We start from the raw sequence: 24,753 nt of genomic DNA, 5'->3' as shown, positions 1-24,753 counted from the left end.
TCGTTACCTGCCGCCTCGCAGCCATATCGATCTTGCCTTCCACATCGGGCAAGCCTTCTAGACCACGCGCTCAAAATAGGTGAGGCACCACCACCGGCCACGCGCTCAAAGTAGGTGAGGCACGTCGTCCCCTCGTAACGGCGACTCCAATCGACCATCATGGTCTAGATGGGCATACCGATCGTCGACATTGACCGCATGCCCCGCGGCGGGCCTGATGCGTCGTGCCTGGACCGGCTGTTGGAAACCGACCGGCTCGAATATCTCGATCGCGACGATGTCGACGAGGGCATCAAGCGCAGCGTCGTCCGTGCGCTGGAATGGACCGGCGAGCGCTTCGGCAACACCGAAAACTTCGCCCGCATCGCACTGGACGAGGTCGCAGACGTCGCGGACCCCAAGATCCTCGAACTCGGCGCAGGCCACGGCGGTTTGTCACGGAAACTGCTGGATTGGCATCCCACAGCCGAGCTCACCGTGACCGACGTCGAAGCCACGTCGGTGGCGGAGATGGCGGCAAGTGATCTGGGCGAGGACCCGCGTGCGACGGTGCGCGAGATGGACGCCACCGCCATCGACGCTCCCGACGGCCACTTCGATCTTGCGGTGTTCGCGCTGTCGTTCCACCACATGGCGCCATCGATGGCGGCACGGGTGTTCGCCGAGGGCACGCGCGCAGCCGACAAGCTGGTGATCATCGATCTGCCCAGGCCGCCGACACCGTTGCACCTTCTCCGGCTCGCGACGATGCTGCCGTTCGCGCCGTTCATTCCGTTCGTGCACGACGGCGTGATCAGCTCGCTGCGCACCTACAGCCCGTCGGCGCTGCGCGCACTGGCCGCACATGCCGATCCGGCGATCAATGTAGAGCTCCGCGGCGGGCTGATGAATCCTCAGGTTGCGGTGGCCAGCCGTCGATAAATCCAGTTCGCAATACGTACGTCGTACGTATAAACTGAACGGGGCCCTGGTCGATCGCGGCGGAGGAAATGATGCACGGCAGCAATACCAAATTGACGCCGAAGGGCGTGCAAACGAAACAACGAATCATCGAGGCAGCGGCACGTCTGGTGGAAGTGCGGGGCCCCGTCAGAATCAGCCTCGACGACGTCCGCGAAGAAGCGAGGGTGAGCAATTCTCAGATCTACCACTACTTCTCCGACAAACAATCGTTGATGCTGGCCGTGATCGATCAACACGGACGTGATGTTCCAGGTGAATCCATGCTCGGCAACTTCGAATCGGTCGCTGGGGTCAAAGGGTGGGCCGAGTCGCTCATCGAGCAACAACGACAATCGCGGTACCGGGGGTGCCCGATCGCGACGCTTGGAACAGATCCCGCGACCGCCGACCCGCGGGTGACGCTGCGCATCGCCGCGGGTCTGCGCCAAATCGAGCGTCATATGCGAGCGGGGTACCGCTCGATGCAGGCAGACAACCAGATCTCGGCAGCCGCCGACCCGGACGCGCTGGCATCGATGACCCTGACGTCTGTGATCGGCGGCCTTGTGCTCACTCAACTCAACCGCGACACCGCCCCACTTCGCGACGCGTTCGCAGCGTTGTGCCGATTCATAGAGGAAGAGAGAGCACCAAACCCACACTCCCTGAAGTAATTTGGATTGGCGGATCCAATATTCGGATCTACGGTCCGATACATGACAGATCTGAAGGACCAGACGACCGCACTCGTGACTGGCTCGACGAGCGGTATCGGCGCCGCTATCGCCCACCGACTCGCGAATCGCCATGCGCATGTGCTGGTCTGTGGACGCGATCGCCGCCGGGGCGACGCCGTCGTTGACAGCATCCGCGCCACCGGAGGACGCGCAGACTTCATCCAATCGGATCTGTCCGGTGCCGCGGGAGCCCGAGAATTGGCGTCCACGGCCGTGGGCCTCGCCGGCGGCCGGATCGATGTCCTTGTCAACAACGCCGCCACCGGTGCTGTTGGCCCGACGCCCGGCTTTCCCGAGGAATCCTTCGACACCCTCATCGCCACGAACCTGAAAGCGCCGTTCTACCTGGTCAGCGAACTCGCTCCAGCGATGGCGGCGCAGGGCAAGGGCGCGATCGTCAACATATCCAGCATCGCAGGCAGCGTCGCGCTACCTGGCATGTCGGTCTACGGTGCGACCAAAGCGGCGCTCGTGTTGCTGACGAAGAGCTGGGCGGCTGAATTCGGGCCTCACGGCGTGCGCGTGAACGCCGTGGTCGTCGGACCGACGCGGACTCCCGGCTCGGCGGAACTGGGCGACGCACTCGATCAACTCGCCTCGCAGGCGCCCGCGCGCCGTGTCGCCCTCGCCGATGAAATCGCGTCCGCGGTCGACTATTTGGTCAGCGACTCGGCCGGTTTCATACACGGGGCGGCGCTGCCCGTTGACGGCGGTCGCATGGCGGTCTAGGTCGTCGCGCACCACGTCGCGGGTGGCGTGAGGCGACCTACACCGCGGATGGCACGCACGAGCGTGCGAGAAATGTGGACCAATCGCGGCGTGTCGACGTGCAAACACGCACGCTCGCCGACAATGGCAGGGTGGGCGAAGAAGTGCAGGACACCGAGTACTCGCTCGCGCACCGCCGCGAGTACCGGCGCAAGGTGCAGCGGTGCCTCGACGTCTTCGAAACCATGCTGAAGGAGTCCAGTTTCGAGTTCGAGCGGCCGCTGACCGGTATGGAGATCGAGTGCAACCTCGTCGACTCCGCATACCAACCCGCCATGACCAACCGAGAGGTCCTGCAGGCGATCGCCGATCCGGCCTACCAGACCGAATTAGGCGCCTACAACATCGAATTCAACGTTCCGCCGCGCCGGCTGCCCGGTCGTGCGGCACTCGAGCTCGAGGCCGAGGTGCGGGCCAGCCTCAACGCGGCCGAAGCCAAGGCCAACGGGCACGATGCGCACATCGTGATGGTCGGCGTCCTGCCGACCCTGATGCCCGAACACCTGACGGGTCGCTGGATGAGCGAGTCGGTGCGCTATCAGGCACTCAACGATTCGATCTTCACCGCGCGCGGTGAAGACATCCTGATCGACATCAGCGGACCCGAGCGGCTGAGTCTGCAGACCGAGTCGATCGCCCCCGAGTCGGCATGCACCAGCATGCAGCTGCACCTACAGGTCTCACCCGCTGACTTCGCCAACAACTGGAACGCGGCGCAGGTGTTGGCCGGTCCGCAGCTGGCACTGGGCGCCAACTCACCGTTCTTCTACGGACACCACCTATGGGCGGAGACCCGCATCGAACTTTTCGCCCAAGCCACCGACACCCGGCCCGATGAGCTCAAGACCCAGGGTGTGCGGCCGCGGGTGTGGTTCGGCGAACGGTGGATCACCTCGATATTCGACCTGTTCGAGGAGAACGTCCGGTACTTTCCGTCGCTGCTGCCCGAGATGTCCGATGAGGATCCCACCCGCGAACTGGCCGAGGGCCGCACGCCGAAACTCGCCGAGCTACGGTTGCACAACGGCACCATCTACCGGTGGAATCGCCCGGTGTACGACGTCGTGAATGGCCGACCGCACCTGCGCGTGGAGAATCGCGTGCTGCCCGCGGGACCGACCGTCGTCGACATGATGGCCAACGCCGCGTTCTACTACGGTGTGCTGCGGACGCTGGCCGAGGATGACAGGCCGATTTGGACAAAGATGAGTTTTGCTGCGGCACAACACAATTTCGTTGAATCCGCCAAGAGCGGAGTGAACGCCCGACTGTACTGGCCGGGCCTCGGTGAGGTGACGCCCGACGAGTTGGTGCTGCGCCAGTTACTGCCGATGGCCGAAGAGGGGCTGAGACGGTGGGAGGTGTCCGCCGACGTCCGCGACCGTTACCTAGGGGTGATCGAGGGCCGTGCAAAGACCGGAGTGAACGGATCCGTATGGCAGGTCGCGACGGTGCATGCGCTGCAGGAGCGCGGACTCTCCCGGCCGGACGCGCTGGCCGAGATGTTGCGGCTTTACTGCGAACGCATGCACAGCAACGAGCCCGTACACACCTGGGGTGGACCGTGATTGCCACTAGGACGACTGGGTCGCACCTGCCAGCGCCTCGGCGAACTGCTCCAGTTCGGTTGCGGTGACGTCGACGTGCGGTGATGCCCGCAGCACGGGCGACGTCATCTCGAACGGGGCCCGCAGCGTTTCCGCATAGGTGGTGACGATGCCGTGCTCGGCGATGAGTTGCGCCCGCACCTGCTGCGGGTCCGCGCCGTCGACGGGCTCCAACGTGGTGATCGCCGTCGGTTCGTCGACCGCCTCGACCACCCGCCATCCCCTGACATCGGCGAGCGCCTCGCGGGTCATCCTGCCCACCTCGGCGAGCCGTTCACCGACCTGGTGGGGCCCGGCCGCCAGATAGTCGCCGAGCGCCACCGAATAGCCAACGCGAGCAGCCACATTGGCTTCACCCAGTTCAATGCGCTCCATGACGGTCATTGAAAGCCCCCATTCCGGCGGGGACAGCCGCGGGCGGAGCCGCTGCGCCAAGTCCGGACGCACGCCAAGGAATCCGACGCCGCGCGGACCTGCCACCCACTTCCGCGACGAGCTGTAGATCGCGGAAGGCGTTACCGCGCAATCGAGATGGCCCAGCGCCTGTGCCGCATCGATCACCAGGTCGAGATCCAGGTTTCGGCACACCTCGGCCAGCGCCGCCATGGGTTGGGCGACACCGCGGTGGCTGGCCAGTGCCGTGAGGTGCACCAGTGCGGGACGGTCGGCCGCCAGCGCGCGGGCGGCGGCGTCGACGTCGAGCCGTCCGTCACCGTCTACGGGTAAGGGACGCACGTCAAAATCGTTGGCGGCCATGATCGCCAGGTTGGGTCCGTACTCGCCGGGCAGGAGGGCAACGGTGCGCTCGCCGGGCCAACTGGACAGCAGGATGTCGAGGGCATCGTTGGCGCCGGTGGTGTAAGCCACGTCACCGCCACTCAAACCGGTCAGCACGCCGATGGCGGCACGGCCCGCATCCAGCACCGGAGCGGCGGCCGCGGCGGCGACGTATCCGCCCACCTCGGCCTCGTGGCGGGCATGCCGGGCCGCGGCGTCGATGACCGCCAGGGTCTGTCGTGAACAGGCGGCGCTGTCGAGGTGCACCCCGGCGACGGCCGGCCTTGCCGCGCGCCACCGCTCGGCGAGGCTGCCGTCTCCGGACGTCACAGCGCCGAAAGGGACAGGCCGAAGTCGCCGGCGTTGTCGGTCCACCAATGGGTGCGACGCAGGCCGGATGCGGCCAGTTCCGCAGCCACCGAATCGGCGCGGAACTTGCAGGACACCTCGGTGAGCATCTCCTCGCCGTCGGCGTAGTCGATGGTCAGATCGAGTGCGTTCACCCGCACCCGCTGCGCCTGGTTGGCCCGCAGCCACATCTCGATGCGCTCCTCGTCGGTGTTCCACTTCGCGACGTGCTCGAACGCGTCGAGGTCGAAGTCCGCGTCCAATTCACGGTTGACCACGGCCAGCACGTTGCGATTGAACTGCGCGGTGACGCCTGCGCTGTCGTCATAGGCCGCCACCAACCGATCGGTGTCCTTGACCAGATCGGTGCCCAGCAGCAGGCTGTCGCCGGGCTGCAGCGTCTCCGCTAGGGTGGAAAGGAAGTCGGCGCGCGGCGCTGGTGTGAGGTTTCCGATCGTCGAACCCAGGAAAACGACCAGTCGGCGGCCGACGCGGGGAATCTTGCCGAGGTGCTCTTCGAAATCGCCACAAACCGCGTCGATCTCGATGCCGGGGTATTCCTTTTCGATCGCCGAGCCGGCGGCCTTGAGCACGGACGCGTCGACGTCGAAGGGAATGAACCGGCGTAGGGATCCACTGTCGCGCAACGCGTCCAACAACATGCGGGTCTTCTCCGAGGTACCGCTGCCGAGTTCGACGAGGGTGTCCGCGGCTGACGCCGCGGCGATCTCAGCCGACCGCTCGCGCAGGATCTGCGCCTCGGTGCGGGTGGGGTAATACTCCGGAAGGCGGGTGATCTGATCGAACAGATCGCTGCCCATCGAGTCGTAGAACCATTTGGGCGGCAACGACTTCGGCGTCTGTGTCAGCCCGTCGCGCACATCACGACGTAGGGCTTCGGACGCCGAGTTGGCGGACAGGTAGTTCGACAGTGCAAACGTCATCACGGTCCTTTCAGCGGGATCAGCTCGATGTCAGGGCCGACGACGGAGACCAGGTGGCGATCGGGGATCTCCTGCCAGTCCGGGTTGTCGTCGTAGGGTTCGCTGGCCAGCACGACACCGTCGACGCGCCGCAGCGCGGACAGGGTGTCACCCCAGGTGGTGGCAAGGAGTCGTGAACCGTTGCCCGCCAGAATATTCAGCCGGGCGTTGGGGTCGGCGGCGGCGACCTCGACGATGGTGTCGCCGAGCGAGTCCAGCCCCCGGTCGAAGATCAGCGCCGCCAACAGAGCACTGTCGCAGGTGGATTCGGCCTTCGTCGAAAGAGGTAGGGTGGCGCGGTCGACGAGACCGTTGTGTGACAGCAGCCACTCACCGTCAGTGAACGGCGCATTCGACGTCGGTTCGATCGGCATGCCGACACTCGCCGATCTAACGGCCGCGACGATGCATCCGCTGCGCAACGCAGGCGCCACCGAAGCGAACGAGGCGTCACCCCACAGCGGAGCGGCGCTGCGCCAACGGCGCGGGGTGTCGCCGTCAAAGAAGCCGACACCCCAGCCATCGGCGTTCATCAGGCCGTGCTTCTGCCTACGGGGCGAATACGACTGCACCATAAGGCCGTTGGCCGGATCCATCACCAGTGACGCGACGGTGACGGGTTCACCGAGCCAGCCGAGGTGTCGGCACATCAGGCGATATCCCACGCCAGGCGCACGCCGGAGAAGATCTGCCTGCGGATCGGGTGGTCCCAGTTGCGGAAGCTCGGACGAACGGTGCTCGATGCGGCCGCCCACGATCCGCCGCGAAGCACCTTGTAGTCGCCGTCAAAGAAGGGCGCCGAGTACTCCTCATAGAGCATCGGCGTGAACCCCGGCCACGGCCGCAGCGGCGACGTGGTCCATTCCCAGACGTCGCCGAGCATCTGTTCGGCGCCGTACGCCGACGCACCGGCCGGATACGCACCCACCGGCGCGGGCCGCAGAGAGTCACCGCCGAGGTTGGCGAGATGTGTCGTCGGCTCCGACGAACCCCACGGATAGCGACGGCGCGCCTTCGCCGCGGGATCCCACGCGCAGGCCTTCTCCCACTCCTGCTCGGTGGGTAGCCGCGCACCCGCCCAGGCGGCATACGCCTCGGCTTCGAAGAACGTGACGTGCTGGACGGGTTCGTCTGCCGGGATGTCCTCGACGTGGCCGAATCGGGTGCGGGTGCCAGCCAGGTGTCCTGAGGTGTTCCAGAACTGCGGCGCCCGCAGATCCGCGTCCCGCCGGTGCGCCCAGCCCCGTTCCGACCACCAACGCTGTTGGTCGTAGCCGCCGTCTTCGATGAATTGCCGCCACTCACCGTTGGTGACGGGGACGCGACCGATACGGAACGCAGGCAGGTCGACCCGGTGTGCGGAACGTTCGTTGTCCAGCGAAAGCGGTTCGGCGATCGCGTCCACGCCAAGGATGAACTCCCCGGCGGGCACGAGCACCGACGTTCCGGCGACTGAAGCGCGGCCAGGCGGCAAGGGCGCTCCCCGGTCCAGCAGTGCGGGCCCAGTACGGAGGTTCAGCGCCTGCAGCATCGTTTCGTCGTGCTGGTTCTCGTGACTGATCACCAGACCGAAGTTGAACTCGTCCTGAATTCGGGAGCCGTCGTCGGGCAGTGTGTCGAGGCTGTCGAGTGCCTTGTTGCGCACGGTCGAGCAGTAGGACCTGGCCTCGGTGGGCGACAGCAGCGGTAGGTCCACGCGGCTGGCCCGGGAGTTGAGGAATGCGTCGTAGCACCGCTCGACCTGCGGATCGAGAAGTCCGGGCCGGCCGGGGTTGTTTCCGCGCAGCAGCCACAGTTCTTCCTGCCAGCCGATGTGGGCGAGGTCCCACACCAGCGGACTCATCAGCGGGTTGTACTGCCGATGGAGTTCGGCGTCGTCGAAATCGACCAGGCGCAGTGTCCGGTCGCGGGCCGTCGTGAGTTCGCGTGCGAGTTTCTCGCGTACCGTCACGACTCCCCTAGTGCCAGTTCGGTGACCGCCGGTGCGATCCCGTGCTTGACGACGCGGTCGGAGAAATCGTCGGCCGGGCATCGTCCCTTTTCCACCGAACGCACCAACCGCTGCATCGATTCCTCGAGTTCGGCAGGCACCCGCTCGGCGGCCGCCTGCACGCACCGCACGGCGGCATCGGCCAGCCTGCGGTCACCGAGGCCGATCTGCGCAGCGCGGTCCCATGCCGTTGCGACCGATTCGGTGGCCTCCGCGGCGATGTCGGCGGCGACCGGGTCGTCGAGCAGCGTGACGAGTGTGAAGACCACGGCGGGCCACACGGTGTCGGGAATGCTGTCGAGGTAGCGGATCTCCAGCCACCGCCTGGGCCGCACCGGCGGGAACAACGTGGTCAGGTGGTAGTCCAGGTCGGCGTTGGTCGGCCTGCGATCGCCGAGGAGCACCCGGCCGTCGGCCCAGTCCGCGAAGGGCACCCAGGTGGTCACCGGGATGACGTCTGCCGTGTTGACCAGCATGACGGGCGCCTTCAACGCATAGCGCGCCCAGTCGCTGACCGGGTCGTCCCCGCTGGCACCGAGGATGGGGCCGCAGCGCGCCGAGTCCAACTGGCTCCAGACGTGCTGACGTGCCGATCGCCAGCCCGCGAACTTGCCGCCGAGCAGCGGTGAGTTGGCGGCGATCGCGATCATCGTCGGCCCGAGTGCGTGGGCGAGCCGCACGCGGTCCGCCCAACTTTCCCTCGGGCCGGCATCGAGGTTGATCTGGATGGAGGCCGTCGACGTCATCATCGCCGCGCCGGCTGCGCCCGTCTGACTGGCCTTGAAGAACGTCTCCATCGCCTGATAGCGGGCACCGGGGTTGACGCGCTTGGCCGGGCGCAGCGGGTCGGCGCCGAGCAGGACCAGGCCGAGACCTGCCTGTGCGAAGGCTCCACGCAATGCGGCGCGGTCGGCCTGCATCCCGAGGACGGCCGGCACCGGCCCGTCCATCGGCGGTCCCGACAACTCGACGGCGCCGCCGGGTTCGACCGTTATCGCGCCGCCGCCGGGCAGCGTCGGGATCCCCGCGATGATTTCGTTGATCTCATCCCAGCCGGGCCGGCGCATCGGGTCCGTCAGGTCGAAGCAGTGCGCCTCTAGCTCAAGGCCGACCTGACCGACGGGTCCGTCGTTCAGACAGTTGTCGGCGACGTAGCGATGAGCCTCATTTGCACTGGTCAGCTCCGCGTCGGCGGCTGGCGGGTGCGCGTCGTCCACCTCGGACGTCATGGCGAAGGTCATATCTTCCGGCCCCTTCCGGGTAGGGAACGATCGCGTCCTTCACTACATCTTCCAGACGGCACCGACAAAGTCCCGTGATTTTTTGTGTGACTTCGTTTCTGCGGTGTACCCAAATGTTCGCGGGCTACTGCCCCAAGGTGTTCTGCATCGCACCGGCCAGCACATTCGCCGCGGGGCCTCCGTTGCCGGACTGACAGACTTTCGCCTGCAGCAGAACATTCTCGCGTTTCCGGGTCGTCGTGAAGCAGCGGCGGTCGGTGCCGGCCTCCTGCTTGACCCAGTCGGCGTCGGTGGCGCCGGCAGGTACGCCGTCGAAGGTCCAGACCTGGGTGATCATGCTGTCGAGATGCATCGCCGTGGTCTGGCCGCTGCATCCCAGAGTGCGGTCGACGACGCGGTGGAAGGCCCGGTCGGCGGCGTCGTTGGTGGCGAAGACACCGACCGCCTGCTTGGCGAAGTTCCGCTGGTCGTTTGGCGCCGACTGCGTCACTGCCCCGTTGAACGACGCCAGGTCCGGGTCGGCGTAGACGTCGGGCAGCCCGACGTCCGCCCAGTTGTTGCACGCGGCATTGTCGACCCAGAACGACTGGAACGGCGCGGTGAACGTCCACTCGAAACGCATCGGTGCGCCGACGATGTTGCTGACCGAACCCTTGGGCATGACGGCGTAATTCACCACCCCCGGATCCGAGGGCCGCGCCGACGCCTCGCCTGGAGGCGCCGCCAGTGACAGGACCGAAAGGCCAACGGCAAGACCTACGCCTGCCAGGGCGGCGGGCCGCACGACGTTAGACCTTCGCCGACAGCTTGACGTCGATGTTGCCGCGGGTGGCCTTGGAGTACGGGCAGAACTGGTGCGCCTTCTCCATCAACTCCTCCGCGGCGGCCTGCTCGAATCCGGGCAGGTAGCCGATCAGATGGGCGTTGATGGCGAACCCACCCTCGGGGTCCTTGCCGAATCCGACCTGTGCGGTGATCGCGCTGGCATCGTCGACGGAGATCTTCTCCTTGCCTGCCACGGCCCGAAGTGCGCCGAGGAAGCAAGCGGCGTACCCGGCCGAGAACAGCTCTTCGGGGTTGGTGCCCTCGCCACTGCCACCCATCTCCTTCGGGTGGTTCGTGTTCAGATCGATACGGCCGGTCGAGGACTTCACGTGCCCTTCACGGCCGCCTCCGGTTGCGGTGGACTCTGAGGTGAAAACGACTTCGATGCTCATGGGCTCGATCATGCCAGCCTGGGTCCAGACGGCAAGACGCCCGTGGTGTCCCGACTAGTCGCCGTTGAGTTTCGCGCGCACGCCTTCCTCGATCTTCTTGCCGAGATCCGGGTCGACGTTGGTCCAATACTGGAAGACCCGCGACAGCACGGGCTCGCGCACACCATCGGTCACGTGCCCGATGATGTTGTGGGCCAATCGATCCCGTGCGGCATCGTCGAGTACCTCGCGGACCAGGGTGCCGGCCTGGCCCCAGTCGTCGTCTTCTGGTCGCAGGGCATAGGCGGCGCGGACCATGTCCCCATCGGATGCCCAGTGCACCTCGGCCGCACGCTTCGGGTCGGCCTCCGGCCCGCCCATCGAGTTCGGCGCATATACAGGGTCGGTGGAGTTGCGGATCCGCATCGCACCGTCCTTGGAGTACGCGCGCACGTCGACCTTGGGCTCGTTCACCGGGATCTGCTTGTAGTTGACGCCGAGCCGCGCCCGGTGGGCGTCGGCGTACGAGAAGCCGCGCGCCAGCAGCATCTTGTCCGGGCTCAGTCCGGTGCCCGGCACGATGTTGTTCGGTTCGAACGACGCCTGTTCCATCTGCGCGTGGTAGTCCTCGACGTTTCGGTTCAGTGTCATCTTCCCGACCTCATGCAACGGGTAGTCGCCGTGCGGCCACACCTTGGTGAGGTCGAAGGGGTTGAACCGGTAGGTCTTGGCGTCCTCGAACGGCATGATCTGCACGTGCAGCGTCCACGTCGGGAAGTTGCCGTCCTCGATCGAGTTGAACAGGTCGCGTTGGTGGTAGTCGGCGTCCTCACCGGCCAGCCGATCGGCGTCTTCCTGCGTGAGGAAGTCGATGCCCTGGTCGGTCTTGAAGTGGTACTTGACCCAGAACATCTCACCGGCGGCATTGAGCCAGCTGTAGGTGTGACTGGAGTAGCCGTTCATGTGGCGCCACGTCTTGGGGATGCCGCGGTCCCCCATCAGCCAGGTGACCTGATGCGCGGATTCCGGTGACAACGTCCAGAAGTCCCACTGCATGTTGTGGTCGCGAAGGTTGTTGGCGGCCATCCGCTTCTGCGATCGGATGAAGTTCTGAAACTTCATCGGGTCGCGCACGAAGAACACCGGGGTGTTGTTGCCGACCATGTCGAAGTTGCCTTCGCTGGTGTAGAACTTCAGCGCGAATCCCCGCGGGTCGCGCCAGGTATCCGGGCTGCCGCGCTCACCCGCAACGGTGGAGAACCTGGCCACCATCTCGGTCTTGGTGCCCGGCTGGAACATCGCGGCCTTGGTGAATTTGCTGACGTCGGCGGTCACCTCGAAATCGCCGAACGCACCGCCACCCTTCGCATGCGGCTGGCGCTCCGGAATGCGCTCGCGGTTGAAGTTGGCCATCTGCTCGATCAGGTAGTGGTCCTGCAGCAGGATCGGGCCGTCCGAGCCGACGGTGAGTGAATGCTCAACGCTGGGGACCGGGTTGCCGGCGTCGTTGGTCGTGTACTTATCGGTCATCTGATGCCATCTCCTCGAGGAGGTTGGATGAGGCCAATGGGCTGGGCCTCATCAACAAGGATGACCCGAATTTGATCGGTTCCAAACACCCGGTTACGGGCGCGGCGCTGTCGTGGTTCCCGGGGACGCCGGTACCCCCGGTTGGCCGGGCTGGGGCGCCTCGAACCGCGGCCCACCGGGACCGAACGAACCGGGACGCTCGAACCGGCCAGAGGGTCCCATCGGGAACATCGGCGGCGGTCCACGGTGGATGACCGCGAAGCCATCGTCGCCCTTGTGGCCGCCGGGGCCGCGATGGCCGCCACTGTGCGCTCCGAGGATGAAGCCCGAGAAGAAGACGACCGCGACGATGAACACCACTCCGGCGACAATGCCGACCCAGGCCGCGGCGGCGGTCACTCTGGACCGACGGGGCTCGTCGCGCACGACGGTCTGTGCGGGTGGCGGGGTGAGGACCGGACCGGTCGAGGGTTCACGGGCGGACGACGTTTCTTCACTCATAGACCCGATCTTGCAATGAGTAGTGAGGTCCCCGTCATGAGTCAGCTATGAATCGGCTGTGTATCGAGCCGGCCCGCCACCGGAAGGGTGGCGGGCCGACTTGTCTGGTTGTCAGCGTCCAGCGGACTGGATCGGCACATTCAGCACGGGAAGCTTCGGGGTCTTGGTCGTCGGTGTGGGCTGCTCAGAACCCACCTCGCTCAGCACCGGCAGGTTGCCGCCGCCGAGCGGGCCCCGGACGTCGGATCCCCGGGCGGGCGGCGTGGTGACGACGATCGAGCCGCCGCGGCAGGACACGATCTTGCCGTCAACGAAGACATCTTCACCGTTGTGGATGGGGATGTCGTAGCCGTCGGCGTCGGTGTAATGGCATCCGCTCGGACCGGAAGGGTCGTTGTCTTCGGCGAACGCGGTCGCCGGGGCGATGGCGAAGATGGCCAGCGCGCCGAGAAGGGTCGCTGCGTACTTGAAGTTGTTGGCGGACTTGCTCATTGGAGTGCCTCTCGGGAAGTTTGGTTTGTGGCGTCGTTGCTGAAGAAATAGTCCCGAAAATGCCGAGCACGCGTAATCGCCCGGAAGCCAGACTTCGCCGGTACGAGGGGCAGGTTTTGCTATCCGTCAGGCAAGCTTTAGTCGACGTCCTCGGGATGCCGACGTTCGGCCAATGCCGCAAGTCGCCACGTGCACTCTCGGTTGCGGGGAATGGCGGCGGCCAGCGCCAGCCGGTCGGGCACCCAACCCATCGGCGCGCCAACGGGGACCTCGGCCATCTCGATGCGGCAACCCCCGCCTTCGATCTCGAAGAGCCGCAGGGTGATTCTCGCCTTGCCTACCGGCCTGACTTTGGCCAGCAGCACCAACTGTTCGTATGGCTGGCAGTCCTCCACCACGGTCTTGTCGTCGAGTACGAGCGGCCAGATGCCGATGGAGTGCTCGATCGTGCTGCCGGCCTTCGGCCAGTCCGGATCGACCGCGCGCATTCGACTGTTACCCACCACCCACTGCGAGTACGTCCAACCGTCGGCCACCACGGCCCAAACCTGCTCCACGGTGGCGGTGGTGTTCCGTTTGACGGTCAGTCTGCTGTCGACTCCATCGGGATACGTTTTCACGATGTCCTTCCCCCTACCTCATATGGACGTTGACCTACCCGCCGCACGGTCGGCCAAAACCCCTCTGGGCAGGAGGATCAGGGCTTGAGCGGGTTCACCGCGAATTGGATGACCCGGTACGGCGTCCCACCCCGGGCCGTGGTGTTCCACTGGCTGACGAACACCCGCAGTTCGTCCAGCGTGGAGCCGGGCGAGATGTATCCGCCGTAGGGCTGGGCCAGCCGGTTGCTCTCCGGCGGCCCAAGGTGTTCGACAGGTTCCGGCCAATCCGCGGCGACGACGACGGTCGTCACCGGCGCCGTACCCAGGCCGGTCGGGTCATCGGCGACCCGTACCTCCATGTTGCCGGTGGTGGCGTTGAAGTAAGAGAGCACCGTCCTGCCGTCGATCTGGCGGATGCTCATCTCACCGATCCAGTCCTGCCACAGCGGAGTCGGCGGATGCCCCCAGCCCAGCTCCGCCGACCAGCCCTGCCAGCTCGAGCGATCGATGAACGTCTTGGGCGCTGCGCGGTACAACACCAGCGGCTCGGTGCGGTCGAAGTTGTTGGCGACGATGTACACCCAGCCGCTCTCGGAGTCCGGTCGGGGGATCGGGTCGTAGTAGCCGCTGATCTGCGACTGCCGGGAGTCGGCGTAGGTGGCGTCGCGCTCTGAACCCGGGAGTGTCGGCCAGTTACTCTGCGCCGGATCGGCTTTCACCAAGCGCGACGTGAACGGGTCGAGGTCACGGACCGTGGTGACCATCATGTAGTTCTCGCGGTTGATCTGGACCACCCCGGCGGGCAACTGCGAAGTGCCCGGCTCGGTGGGATCGGCCAACAGCGGCCGGTCGATGCCCGTCACCCCGTCATAGCGCACCCCGCCCGGGTCGTCGATCGAATCATCCTCGACGTGCAGCGCGATCGGTGAGTACCAGCCGCCGAAGCCCACCGCCTGGCCGGCGAAGCTGTCGCCACAGACCTGCAGGATGCCGCTGGGGAACTCCATGAACTCGCAGAGGTCGGTGGCGCCGACGCCGTAATCCCTTGTCGGCGTGCCTGTTCCGGCCGTGGGACCGATCCGGACGACCTGACCGGGCGCCAGCGGATACAGGATGGGGTCAGGTGCGGGTGCGGGCGGGTCGGCATGGGCGACGGCCGCCGAAATTGCATTCCAGCAGAGAAATATCGAGAAGAGGCCTGCTGGAATACAGTTTCGCAAATCAGAGCTCGGCGGCCAGCAGCTCGGCGATCTGAATGGTGTTCAACGCGGCGCCTTTTCGCAGATTGTCACCCGAGAGGAAGAGCGCCAATCCGCGGCCGTCTGCGACGCCTGGGTCCTGGCGGATGCGGCCGACGAGTGTGTCGTCGATGCCGGCGGCGGCCAGCGGTGTCGGCACGTCGACCAGCTTCACCCCGGGTGCCGAGGCCAGCAACTCGGTGGCGCGCGCGACGGACAGCGGACGCGAGAACTCGGCGTTGATCGACAGCGAATGGCCCGTGAAAACCGGCACCCGCACGCACGTGCCGCTCACCAAGAGGTCTGGAATACCGAGGATCTTGCGACTCTCGTTGCGCAGCTTCTGGTCCTCGTCAGTCTCGCCTGAACCGTCGTCCACGAGTGCACCGGCAAGCGGAACCACGTTGAAGGCGATCGGCGCGACGTACTTCGCCGGGGCCGGGAAGTCAAGCGCGCCACCGTCGGCCACCAGTTCCCTACTGTTCGCGACGACGGCGCTGGCCTGCGCGTGCAACTCATCCACGCCGGCGATTCCGCTACCCGAAACCGCCTGGTAGGTCGATGCGATCAAGCGGACAAGGCCGGCCTCGTCATGCAGCACCTTGAGCACCGGCATCGCGGCCATCGTCGTGCAGTTCGGGTTGGCGATGATGCCCCGCTTGAGAGACCGGGCGCGGCTCCCGACATCTCTTGCGAAGTTGACCTCGCTCACCACCAGTGGCACATCGGGGTCCTTGCGCCACGCCGACGAGTTGTCGATGACCACGGCCCCGGCCGCGGCGAACCGCGGGGCCTGCACCCGCGACATCGTCGCGCCCGCCGAGAACAGTGCGATGTCCAGTCCGGCGGGATCTGCGGTCTCGGCGTCCTCGACCTCGATCTCCTGGCCGCGGAACGGCAGTTTCTTACCTTGCGAACGCGAGGAGGCGAAGAACCGCACGCTGGTGGCGGGGAAGTCGCGCTCCTCCAGCAGCGTGCGCATGACCTGGCCGACCTGGCCGGTCGCCCCGACCACTCCTACCTGCAATCCTGCGGTGCCCATCATCAACGTCCCGTTCCCGCATATACAACGGCTTCCTCGTCACCGCCGAGGCCGAATGCCTCGTGCAGCGCGACGACAGCCTTGTCCAGCTCAGTGTCTTTGACCAGCACCGAGATTCGGATCTCGGAGGTCGAGATCAGGTCGATGTTGACGCCGACCTCCGCGAGCGCCTCGCAGAACGTAGCGGTGACGCCGGGATGGCTGCGCATACCGGCGCCGACCAGTGACACCTTGCCAATGTGGTCGTCGTACAGAACCTTGGAGAAGCCGATCTCGCTCTGCAGGGCGGTGAGCTTCTCCACCGCGCCCGGCCCGCTCTCGCGCGAGCAGGTGAACGTGATGTCGGTCTTACCGTCCTCGATCTTCGAGATGTTCTGCAGCACCATGTCGATGTTCACGTCGGCATCGGCGACCGCGCGGAACACCTTGGCTGCGTAGCCGGGAACGTCAGGTAGCGCGACCACGGTGACCTTGGCCTCGCTGCGGTCATGCGCTACTCCGGTCAGGATGGCGTCTTCCATTCCGATGTCCTCCATCGATCCTTTGACGAGAGTGCCTGGTTTGTCCGTGTACGACGAGCGGACGTGAATCGGAACGTCGTAGCGACGTGCGTATTCCACACACCGCAGCATCAGCACCTTGGCGCCGCAGGCGGCCAACTCGAGCATCTCCTCGAAGCTCACGGTGTCGAGGTGGCGGGCGTTGGGCACGATGCGCGGGTCGGCGGTGAAGATGCCGTCGACGTCGGTATAGATCTCGCATACGTCGGCATTCAGCGCCGCGGCCAGCGCGACGGCGGTGGTGTCCGATCCGCCGCGGCCGAGCGTGGTGACGTCCTTGCTGTCCTGGCTGACCCCCTGGAAACCGGCGACGAGCACGATCAGGCCCTGGTCGAGGGCTTCCTGGAGGCGGCCGGGTGTGACGTCGATGATCTTGGCGTTGCCGTGGGTGCCGGTCGTGATCACGCCGGCCTGCGACCCCGTGAAGGATCGCGCCTGGGCTCCCAGCGAGTCGATGGCCATCGCGACCAGCGCATTGGAGATGCGCTCGCCCGAGGTCAGCAGCATGTCCATCTCCCGCGCCGGCGGGGCAGGAGAGACCTGACGCGCCAGATCGAGCAGGTCGTCGGTGGTGTCGCCCATCGCCGACACCACCACGACGACGTCGTGACCTGCCTTCTTGGTCTCCACGATGCGCTCGGCGACGCGGCGGATCCGCTCGGCGTCCGACACCGAGGATCCGCCGTACTTCTGCACGACGAGCGCCACTGGACATGCCTTTCAGGTGGTTGGGACCGCGCTTACGGATCCAGCGCAGTCCAAATAAGGATAAGGGTTTGACGCATCCCATTTACTGCGCCGGTCACCGCACCGACGGACGCTGACATCTGCCGCCGCTAATCGCAGGCATCCGCCAGCTGGGCGAGGCCGTCCATGATGCGCTGGTTCACGAGCGTCATCTCGAAATATGACGGCGGCGCGGGTGCGCCTGGCGCGTGGTTTTCGGACTGGGCCCGCACCCGCGGCAGCATGGCGACGAACTTGGCGGCTGAATCGGCGACCTGGATGGCGGTGGCAGCCAGGTTCGGGTCGTTGATCTGCTGCGCCCGCTGAGCCATCCCGTCGGCCCACTGTTGATATGCGGCGTCCTCGGCCACCGTGGGCACGGCCGGGTCGGAGTCGCTCGCCTTCGACGCGATCAGCTCGCCCTGTGATTTGTTGTATTCCAGCAGGGCCAGCACCGGCTTGCACTCCTCGGACGGCCCCTTGAAGAAAGTATTGGACAGCAGCAGCGCGGTCATGGAGATGACAACGACGGCGATCGCAACCCACCACCGTCGATCAAGTCTCATCAAATGAACTCTAGCGACCACCCGCTTATTAACGTCCAGGCAACATCGTGAACTGATCCACGTAACAGAAACATCGGTTACTGACAGTGAACGGCCCGGTGGCGGGCCGCATCACTTTCAGGAGATGTAAATGGACGTAGTGGACACAGGTACCACGGCATTCATGCTGTGTTGCATCATCGGCTTGACGCTGATGATTCCAGGGCTGGCGCTGTTCTACGGCGGCATGGTGTCGGTCAAGAGTTCGACGAACATGATGATGATGACGTTCGGCGCGGTGGCCATCGTCGGTGTCCTCTGGGTGCTCTTCGGCTTCTCGATGGTCTTCGGCACCTCCTACGGCGGATTCGTCGGCAGCTTCACCGAGTTCGCCGGCATGAAGGACCTGCTGGAATCGCAGACGACCATCTCCGGTCTGCCGATCAGTTTGTTCGCCCTGTTCCAAGCCCTGTTCGCAGCCATCACCGTGGCACTCATCTCCGGCGCGGTCGCGGACCGGATGAAGTTCGGCGCGTGGATGCTGTTCGCGTCCGTCTGGGCCGTCTTGGTGTACTTCCCGGTTGCGCACTGGGTGTTCGCATTCGACGGCGTCGTGACCGAGGACTCGGTCGGCGGTTGGATCGCCAACCAGCTCAAGGCGATTGACTTCGCCGGTGGTACCGCCGTCCACATCAACGCAGGCGCTGCGGCGCTGGCCGTGGCGATTGTGCTCGGAAAGTCCGCGATGTTCGGACAGCTGCGCAAGCCGCACAACGTGCCGCTGACCCTGCTCGGCGCCGGCCTGCTGTGGGCCGGTTGGTACGCGTTCAACGGTGGCTCGGCACTCGCCGCGGGCAACTCGGCCTCGATCGTCATGGTGACCACATTCGTCGCCACCTGCGCGTCCACCCTGGCCTGGATCACCGTCGAGAAGTTCAAAGACGGTCACGTGACCGGCGTTGGCGCTGCCTCCGGCGCGATCACCGGTCTCGTAGCGATCACCCCCGCGTGCGGGGCCGTGACGCCGGTCGGCGCGATCATCCTCGGCGCGATCGCGGGTGCCATCTGTGTCTACGCCGTCGGCCTGAAGTCGAAGTTCGGCTACGACGACAGCCTTGACGTAGTCGGGGTGCACCTCGTCGGCGGTGTGATCGGCACGCTGCTGATCGGCCTGCTCGCCAGCGACTCCATGCCCAATGCGACGAATGGCCTGTTCTACGGCGGCGGCGTCGACCAGCTGTGGAAGCAGGCCGTGGCCGCAGGGGCGGTGATGGTTTACTCCTTCGCCGTCGCGTTCGCGATCGCCTTCGCCATCAAGAAGACGATGGGCATCCGCATCTCGCCCGACGAAGAAGAAGAGGGCATCGACACGAAGTTCCACCGCGAGTCCTCGTACGACATGCAACCGGTCTGACCTGTAAGCCAACCGGCGCGGACCAGCCGTCCGCGCCGGTTGGCCCATCGGCATCGTGTTTCCTGAGAAGAGACAGGGTTTCCTCACAATGTCCAACGATCTGGCGTCCCTGGCCGAGGCATCCGGGACGAAGTTCATCCTCGCGCTGTTCGTCGACCTGCGCGGCAAGCCGTGCGCAAAGCTGGTGCCGGTCGAGGCGGTCGACCTTCTCGCCACCGAGGGAGTCGGCTTCGCGGGCTATGCCGTCGGCGCCATCGGCCAGGAGCCCAAAGACCCTGACCTTATGGCCATTCCGGATCCTGGCTCGTTCACGCCGATTCCGTTCCTCAAGGAGGGACTGGCCATCGTGCACTGCGACCCGCACGTCAACGGCGAGCCGTGGCCCTACGCTCCGCGGGTCATCCTCAAGGCGATGATTGCGCAGGCGGCCGATGCCGGCTTCGAGCCGTGGGTCGGCGCGGAGGTCGAATACTTCCTGCTGCATCGCAGCGCCGACGGGACGCTGTCCACCGCAGACACCGATGACACCGCCGCGCAGCCCTGCTACGACGCTCGTGGTGTCACCCGGATGTACGACCACCTCACCGCGATCTCGACGGCGATGAATCAACTCGGCTGGTCGAATTACGCGAACGACCACGAGGACGGCAACGGCCAGTTCGAGCAGAACTTCCAGTTCGCCGACGCGCTGACCACCGCCGATCGCGTCGTCACCCTGCGCTACCTGCTGTCGATGATCGCCGCCGAGCGGAACATGGTCGCGACCTTCATGCCCAAACCGTTCACCGACCGGACGGGCAGCGGCCTGCACCTACACCTGTCGCTGACCACCGGCGGTGCACCGGTGTTCCCCGCAGGCCCTGGCGTTCCGGACGAACGTGGACTGGGGTTGTCCGAGACTGCCTACTCGTTCATCGGCGGTATCCTCGAACACGCCTGCGCGCTACAGGCGGTCGTGGCGCCAACGGTCAACTCCTACAAGCGGACCCGCGCGACCGCGACAGCCTCCGGCGCATCGTGGTCGCCCAATACGCCGAGCTACGGCGGCAACGACCGCACCCACTACATTCGGGTGCCCGACGACCAGCGCATCGAGCTACGCGGCGGCGACGGGTCGGCGAACCCCTACCTGGCAATTGGGGCGGCCCTTGGTGCGGGCATCGACGGCATCAAACGAAGCACCGACCCCGGTGGTGTTGGCTCCCAGGGACGCTCGGCGCTACCGCCGACTCTGTTGCACGCCGTGGACGAACTGCAGGGCGACCCCGTCATCACCGGAGTGCTCGACGCCGCGGGCCAGGGGGTGGCCACCTACTTCGCGAACATCAAGCGTGACGAGTTCTTCGCCTACCACAGCGCTGTCACGCCGTGGGAGATCGACCACTACCTGACCGCGTTCTAGACGAAAGGAAATTGTCCAATGTGCGGCATCGTGGGCCTGCACCTGCGCAACCCTGAGCTGTATCCGCAGCTCGGCGAACTGGTGACAGGCATGTTGTGCGAAATGGGCGATCGCGGTAGCGACTCATCCGGCGTCGCTGTCTACGGCGATCCGACCTGGTCTCCCCCTGGGCATGGCTGCGTCTCACTACTCGAGGTCGACGCGAGTCCAGACGAGGTGGCCGAGACCCTGGGCGTGTCGGTGACACGGCTCGATGCCACGTATCTCCTTACCGCACAAGCATCGTCGGATGACATTCTGGACGCCGCCAAGACCGCGTACCCCGACGCGCTGGTCGCCGGTTTCGGCGCCGACCTCGCAGTGCTGAAGGGAGTCGGCCATCCACGGGTGCTCACCGAACGCTGGGGCCTGGCGAAGGCGCAGGGCTGGCAGGGCGTCGGGCACACCAGGATGGCTACCGAGTCAGCCGTGACACCCGCGGGCGCTCACCCGTACGCCGTGGGTCCCGAGCAGTGCATGGTGCACAACGGATCGTTCGCCAATCACGCCACCATTCGACGTGAATTGCGTTCGTCAGGAGTCTCATTCGACAGTGAGAACGACACCGAGGTCGGTGCGCGTTTCATCGCCAAGCAGCTAGCCGAGGGCCGCGACGTCGAGGCGGCGCTCAAGGAACTGTGCGCAACCTTTGACGGCTTCTACACCCTGCTCGTGTCCAACCGGGACTCGTTCGCCGTGGTCCGCGACGCCATCGCCTGCAAGCCCGCGGTCATCGCCGAGACCGACGACTGGGTCGCCATGGGCAGCGAATACCGTGCCCTGGCAGGCCTTCCCGGTGTGGAGAGCGCCAAGATCTGGGAGCCGGAGCCGGAGGTGATCTACGCGTGGAGACGCTAGCCACGTTTGACCTGGCCGCCACCGGGCTGCGCGAGGTGAACACCGCGCTGCACGCGCCAGGCCTTTCGGGCGACTTCGTGATCGCTCACCCCGACGGCGCGCACAACGTCGCGGTCGGCCTGAACGCGCCGATACAGGTGCGGATCGATGGCCACGTCGGCTACTACGCCGCGGGCATGAACCAGCACGCCCACGTCACGATCACAGGCAATGCGGGCACCGGCGTCGCCGAGAACATGATGAGCGGCACCGTCTGGGTGAAAGGCAGCGCATCCCAGTCCGCGGGCGCCACCGCACACGGCGGACTGTTGGTGATCGAGGGTAAAGCCGCTGCGCGATGCGGTATTTCGATGAAGGGTGTCGACATCGTGGTTGGCGGCGACGTCGGACACATGAGCGCCTTCATGGCCCAGGCGGGCAGGCTGGTCGTTCGCGGCGATGCCGGCGAGGCGCTCGGGGACTCGATCTACGAGGCGCGCATCTACGTACGCGGCGAAGTCGCTTCGTTGGGCGCCGATTGCATCGCCAAGGAGATGCGATCCGAACACCATGTCGAGCTCGAATCGCTCTTGACAGCAGCGGGTTTCGATGACGACACCGCCGCCTACACCCGCTACGGATCCGCGCGGTCGCTGTACCACTTCCACGTCGACAACGCGACGGCCTATTGATGAGCTACACCGCCGACGACCGCGCCCGACTGGGCCTCCGCGAATCCGCGACTTTCGACAGGTCGACGATCGCAGCCATCCACCGTGCCGCCGAGACCGGCATCTACGACATCCGCGGCTGGGGCGCCAAGCGTCCCCTGCCACACTTCGACGACCTGCTGTTTCTCGGTGCGTCGATGTCGCGGTATCCGTTGGAGGGCTACCGCGAACGGTGCGACACCGACGTCGTACTCGGCACCCGCTACGCCAAAGCGCCACTGCACCTGGATATTCCGGTCACCATCGCGGGCATGTCGTTCGGTGCGCTTTCCGGTCCGGCTAAGGAGGCACTCGGCCGCGGCGCCAGTGCGGTCGGCACGTCCACCACGACCGGCGACGGCGGCATGACCCGCGAGGAGCGAACACAGAGCAAGCACCTCGTCTACCAGTACCTTCCGTCGCGTTACGGCATGAATCCCGATGACCTGCGCAAGGCCGACGCGATCGAGGTCGTCCTCGGCCAGGGCGCCAAGCCGGGCGGCGGCGGCATGCTGCTCGGGCAGAAGATCTCGGCACGCGTGGCGGGCATGCGCACGCTGCCCGAGGGCATCGACCAACGTTCGGCGTGCCGGCATCCTGACTGGACCGGCCCCGACGACCTCACGATCAAGATCAACGAGCTGCGGGAGATCACAGACTGGGAGAAGCCGATCTATGTCAAGGTCGGCGCCACCCGCACGTACTACGACGTGAAGCTCGCGGTACACGCGGGAGCCGACGTCGTCGTGGTCGACGGCATGCAGGGCGGCACCGCGGCGACGCAGGAAGTGTTCATCGAGCACGTCGGAGTACCGACACTGGCAGCGGTGCCGCAGGCGGTGCAGGCGCTGCAGGAGCTCGGGGTGCATCGCGCCGGGGCGAGCGGAGCGACGGGAAAAGCGGGAGTGCAGTTGATCGTGTCGGGCGGGATCCGGTCAGGGGCGGATGTGGCCAAGGCGCTGGCATTGGGGGCCGACGCCGTCGCGATCGGCACCGCGGCACTCATCGCACTCGGCGACAACCACCCCCGCTATTCGGCGGAGTACGAAAGGCTCGGCAGCGCCGCGGGTTTCTTCGACGATTTCCAGGACGGCACCGACCCGGCCGGGATCAGCACGCAGGATCCCGAACTGGCGTCGCGGTTCGACCCTGTCGAAGGTGGGCGGCGGCTGGCCAACTACCTGCGGGTGCTGACCATGGAGGCTCAGACGATCGCACGGGCCTGCGGCAAGTCCCACGTGTGCCATCTCGAACCCGAGGACCTGGTCGCCGTCACCATCGAAGCGGCCGCGATGGCCCGCGTTCCGCTGGCGGGTACCGAATGGATTCCAGGGCAATGAGTACCGCGGATGTGGTGATCGTCGGCGGCGGTATCGAAGGCGCCGCCGCGGCCTGGGCACTATCACAGCGCGGTGTCACGAATGTCGTGGTGGTCGAACGCAATACCGTGGGCTCAGGGATGACCGGCAAGTCGAGCGGCATCGTGCGTTGCCACTACGGCGTCAGCTCGCTGGCCGCGATGGCGACCATCGGCCTCGAGGTGTTCGAGAAGGCGCAGGAGATCTTCGGTTCCGACATCGGGTTCCGGCAGACCGGTTACGTCGTCGGAGTCGGCGAAGGAGATGCCGACTCGCTGCGCAAAAGCCTTGCCGCACAGCAAGCCGTCGGGGTTCAGACCGAGGAGATCGAGGCCGCCGAGGTGGCCCGGCTGTGGCCGTATGCGGACCTGACGCCGTTCGAGGCATTCGCGTGGGAGGCACGCGGCGGCTATGGCGACGCCTACCAGACCGCCCAGGCCTTCGCGGTGTCGGCACGAGCGGCGGGTGTGCGGGTTCGACAGGGCGCCAACGTGTCCGGTCTGTTGGTCGCGCGAGACAAGGTCGCCGGTGTGCGGCTGGCCGACGGAACCGAAATCGCCGCGGACAGCGTCGTGGTCGCTACCGGCGTCTGGACCCCGGAGTTCCTTGCGCCCTACGACATCGATGTGCCCATTCGGGTGATCCGCGAGCAACTCGTGACCATCGCGCCCGGCGTCGAGATCGCCCATGTGCCGGTGTTCTCCGATTTGGTGTCACTGCAATACATCCGCCCGGAATTGGGCGGTGAGCTGCTGTTCGGTAACAGCGATCTGTCCGACGTCGAGCACGCCGACCCCGACGACTACCTGAACCGCGCCACCGAGGCCTTCGTCGAGACCACAGTCGAACGCGTCGGGACCAGATTCCCCGGTTTCACCGACGCGGCGATCACCGGCAGCTACGCGGGCTGCTACGACGTCACCCCGGACTGGAATCCGGTCATCAGCCGCACCGACGTTGACGGGCTCGTGGTCGCCGCGGGATTCAGCGGACACGGGTTCAAGATCGCACCCGCCGTCGGGCGGTTGATCGCCGACCTCGTCGTCGACGGTCGTAGTGCCGACCCCCGTATTCCGGAAAGCGACTTCCGGCTGTCCCGGTTCGCCGACCGCGACCTGCTCACGAGCCCGTATCCGTATTCTGCTGCCGGGCAGATGCGTTGACTTCC

General features: G+C 66.0%; 25 protein-coding genes. 10 read left to right on the top strand and 15 right to left on the bottom strand.

The window, feature by feature from the left end; translation table 11 throughout:
* Window positions 1–168 precede the first annotated feature (168 nt).
* The 4 genes from CSQ99_RS25115 (at window position 169) to CSQ99_RS25100 (ending at window position 4,015) form a co-directional block, all read left to right on the top strand.
* The gene (locus tag CSQ99_RS25115; protein ID WP_245909076.1) at window positions 169–921 is read left to right on the top strand and encodes a class I SAM-dependent methyltransferase; all 753 of its coding nucleotides are present in this window, start codon (window positions 169–171) and stop codon (window positions 919–921) included.
* A gap of 68 nt (window positions 922–989) precedes the next feature.
* A complete protein-coding gene (locus CSQ99_RS25110; protein WP_099041714.1) occupies window positions 990–1,616 on the top strand; it encodes a TetR family transcriptional regulator in 627 nt (208 codons plus the stop codon).
* 42 nt (window positions 1,617–1,658) lie between these two features.
* Complete coding sequence (locus CSQ99_RS25105; RefSeq protein WP_099041713.1) at window positions 1,659–2,408, top strand: SDR family NAD(P)-dependent oxidoreductase; 750 nt, start codon at window positions 1,659–1,661, stop codon at window positions 2,406–2,408.
* A gap of 131 nt (window positions 2,409–2,539) precedes the next feature.
* The gene (locus CSQ99_RS25100) at window positions 2,540–4,015 is read left to right on the top strand and encodes a glutamate-cysteine ligase family protein (RefSeq protein WP_099041719.1); all 1,476 of its coding nucleotides are present in this window, start codon (window positions 2,540–2,542) and stop codon (window positions 4,013–4,015) included.
* 6 nt (window positions 4,016–4,021) lie between these two features.
* On the opposite strand, the gene egtE is transcribed toward CSQ99_RS25100, so the two are convergent.
* The 15 genes from egtE to CSQ99_RS25025 all read right to left on the bottom strand — a co-directional run bounded on the left by egtE (window position 4,022) and on the right by CSQ99_RS25025 (window position 17,846).
* The gene (gene egtE, locus CSQ99_RS25095) at window positions 4,022–5,161 is read right to left on the bottom strand and encodes an ergothioneine biosynthesis PLP-dependent enzyme EgtE (RefSeq protein WP_099041712.1); all 1,140 of its coding nucleotides are present in this window, start codon (window positions 5,159–5,161) and stop codon (window positions 4,022–4,024) included.
* Window positions 5,158–6,123, bottom strand: a complete 966-nt coding sequence (egtD, locus tag CSQ99_RS25090; protein ID WP_099041711.1) for an L-histidine N(alpha)-methyltransferase — start codon at window positions 6,121–6,123, stop codon at window positions 5,158–5,160. Before egtD ends, egtE begins: the two co-directional genes overlap by 4 nt.
* Complete coding sequence (gene egtC / locus CSQ99_RS25085; protein ID WP_099041710.1) at window positions 6,123–6,812, bottom strand: ergothioneine biosynthesis protein EgtC; 690 nt, start codon at window positions 6,810–6,812, stop codon at window positions 6,123–6,125. Before egtC ends, egtD begins: the two co-directional genes overlap by 1 nt.
* Window positions 6,812–8,113 (bottom strand): ergothioneine biosynthesis protein EgtB, encoded by a 1,302-nt coding sequence (gene egtB, locus CSQ99_RS25080; RefSeq protein ID WP_099041709.1) that lies wholly within the window; start codon window positions 8,111–8,113, stop codon window positions 6,812–6,814. Before egtB ends, egtC begins: the two co-directional genes overlap by 1 nt.
* Complete coding sequence (gene egtA / locus CSQ99_RS25075) at window positions 8,110–9,393, bottom strand: ergothioneine biosynthesis glutamate--cysteine ligase EgtA (protein ID WP_099041708.1); 1,284 nt, start codon at window positions 9,391–9,393, stop codon at window positions 8,110–8,112. Before egtA ends, egtB begins: the two co-directional genes overlap by 4 nt.
* Window positions 9,394–9,517: 124 nt before the next feature.
* Window positions 9,518–10,177, bottom strand: a complete 660-nt coding sequence (locus CSQ99_RS25070) for a sensor domain-containing protein (RefSeq protein WP_099041707.1) — start codon at window positions 10,175–10,177, stop codon at window positions 9,518–9,520.
* 4 nt (window positions 10,178–10,181) lie between these two features.
* Complete coding sequence (locus CSQ99_RS25065) at window positions 10,182–10,610, bottom strand: organic hydroperoxide resistance protein (protein WP_245909074.1); 429 nt, start codon at window positions 10,608–10,610, stop codon at window positions 10,182–10,184.
* A gap of 54 nt (window positions 10,611–10,664) precedes the next feature.
* A complete protein-coding gene (locus tag CSQ99_RS25060) occupies window positions 10,665–12,119 on the bottom strand; it encodes a catalase (RefSeq protein ID WP_099041705.1) in 1,455 nt (484 codons plus the stop codon).
* 93 nt (window positions 12,120–12,212) lie between these two features.
* On the bottom strand, window positions 12,213–12,620 hold the full coding sequence (locus CSQ99_RS25055) for a hypothetical protein (protein WP_099041704.1): 408 nt from the start codon (window positions 12,618–12,620) through the stop codon (window positions 12,213–12,215).
* Between the two features lie 111 nt (window positions 12,621–12,731).
* Entirely contained in the window at window positions 12,732–13,112 is a 381-nt protein-coding gene (locus tag CSQ99_RS25050) for a hypothetical protein (protein WP_099041703.1), read from the bottom strand.
* A 137-nt stretch (window positions 13,113–13,249) separates the two neighbouring features.
* Window positions 13,250–13,732, bottom strand: coding sequence for an SRPBCC family protein (locus CSQ99_RS25045; protein ID WP_425437873.1), 483 nt, complete (start codon window positions 13,730–13,732; stop codon window positions 13,250–13,252).
* A 77-nt stretch (window positions 13,733–13,809) separates the two neighbouring features.
* Window positions 13,810–14,922 carry a DUF4185 domain-containing protein gene (locus CSQ99_RS25040; RefSeq protein ID WP_176561214.1) on the bottom strand — a complete coding sequence of 371 codons (1,113 nt, stop codon included), beginning with the start codon at window positions 14,920–14,922 and terminating at the stop codon, window positions 13,810–13,812.
* A 13-nt stretch (window positions 14,923–14,935) separates the two neighbouring features.
* On the bottom strand, window positions 14,936–15,994 hold the full coding sequence (locus CSQ99_RS25035) for an aspartate-semialdehyde dehydrogenase (protein ID WP_099041700.1): 1,059 nt from the start codon (window positions 15,992–15,994) through the stop codon (window positions 14,936–14,938).
* Window positions 15,995–15,996: 2 nt separating this feature from the next.
* Window positions 15,997–17,262 carry an aspartate kinase gene (locus CSQ99_RS25030; protein WP_099041699.1) on the bottom strand — a complete coding sequence of 422 codons (1,266 nt, stop codon included), beginning with the start codon at window positions 17,260–17,262 and terminating at the stop codon, window positions 15,997–15,999.
* Between the two features lie 128 nt (window positions 17,263–17,390).
* Entirely contained in the window at window positions 17,391–17,846 is a 456-nt protein-coding gene (locus CSQ99_RS25025; protein WP_099041698.1) for a hypothetical protein, read from the bottom strand.
* A gap of 139 nt (window positions 17,847–17,985) precedes the next feature.
* Here CSQ99_RS25025 and CSQ99_RS25020 point away from each other — a divergent pair, with 139 nt between their 5' ends.
* The 6 genes from CSQ99_RS25020 (at window position 17,986) to CSQ99_RS24995 (ending at window position 24,748) form a co-directional block, all read left to right on the top strand.
* The gene (locus CSQ99_RS25020) at window positions 17,986–19,239 is read left to right on the top strand and encodes an ammonium transporter (protein WP_099041718.1); all 1,254 of its coding nucleotides are present in this window, start codon (window positions 17,986–17,988) and stop codon (window positions 19,237–19,239) included.
* 88 nt (window positions 19,240–19,327) lie between these two features.
* Window positions 19,328–20,641, top strand: a complete 1,314-nt coding sequence (gene glnT, locus CSQ99_RS25015; protein ID WP_099041697.1) for a type III glutamate--ammonia ligase — start codon at window positions 19,328–19,330, stop codon at window positions 20,639–20,641.
* 18 nt (window positions 20,642–20,659) lie between these two features.
* Window positions 20,660–21,538, top strand: a complete 879-nt coding sequence (locus CSQ99_RS25010; protein ID WP_099041696.1) for a class II glutamine amidotransferase domain-containing protein — start codon at window positions 20,660–20,662, stop codon at window positions 21,536–21,538.
* Complete coding sequence (locus tag CSQ99_RS25005) at window positions 21,526–22,209, top strand: GltB/FmdC/FwdC-like GXGXG domain-containing protein (protein ID WP_099041695.1); 684 nt, start codon at window positions 21,526–21,528, stop codon at window positions 22,207–22,209. Before CSQ99_RS25010 ends, CSQ99_RS25005 begins: the two co-directional genes overlap by 13 nt.
* A complete protein-coding gene (locus tag CSQ99_RS25000) occupies window positions 22,209–23,567 on the top strand; it encodes an FMN-binding glutamate synthase family protein (RefSeq protein ID WP_099041694.1) in 1,359 nt (452 codons plus the stop codon). Before CSQ99_RS25005 ends, CSQ99_RS25000 begins: the two co-directional genes overlap by 1 nt.
* Window positions 23,564–24,748: an NAD(P)/FAD-dependent oxidoreductase gene (locus CSQ99_RS24995; RefSeq protein ID WP_099041693.1), complete on the top strand. Its 1,185-nt coding sequence runs from the start codon at window positions 23,564–23,566 to the stop codon at window positions 24,746–24,748. The genes CSQ99_RS25000 and CSQ99_RS24995 overlap by 4 nt, the downstream gene beginning before the upstream one ends.
* The last annotated feature ends 5 nt before the right edge of the window (window positions 24,749–24,753 follow it).

Source organism: Mycobacterium neglectum (genome assembly GCF_002591975.1).
GTDB classification, from domain to species: Bacteria; Actinomycetota; Actinomycetes; order Mycobacteriales; family Mycobacteriaceae; genus Mycobacterium; species Mycobacterium neglectum.
This window is presented reverse-complemented; position numbering and strand designations above follow the sequence as displayed.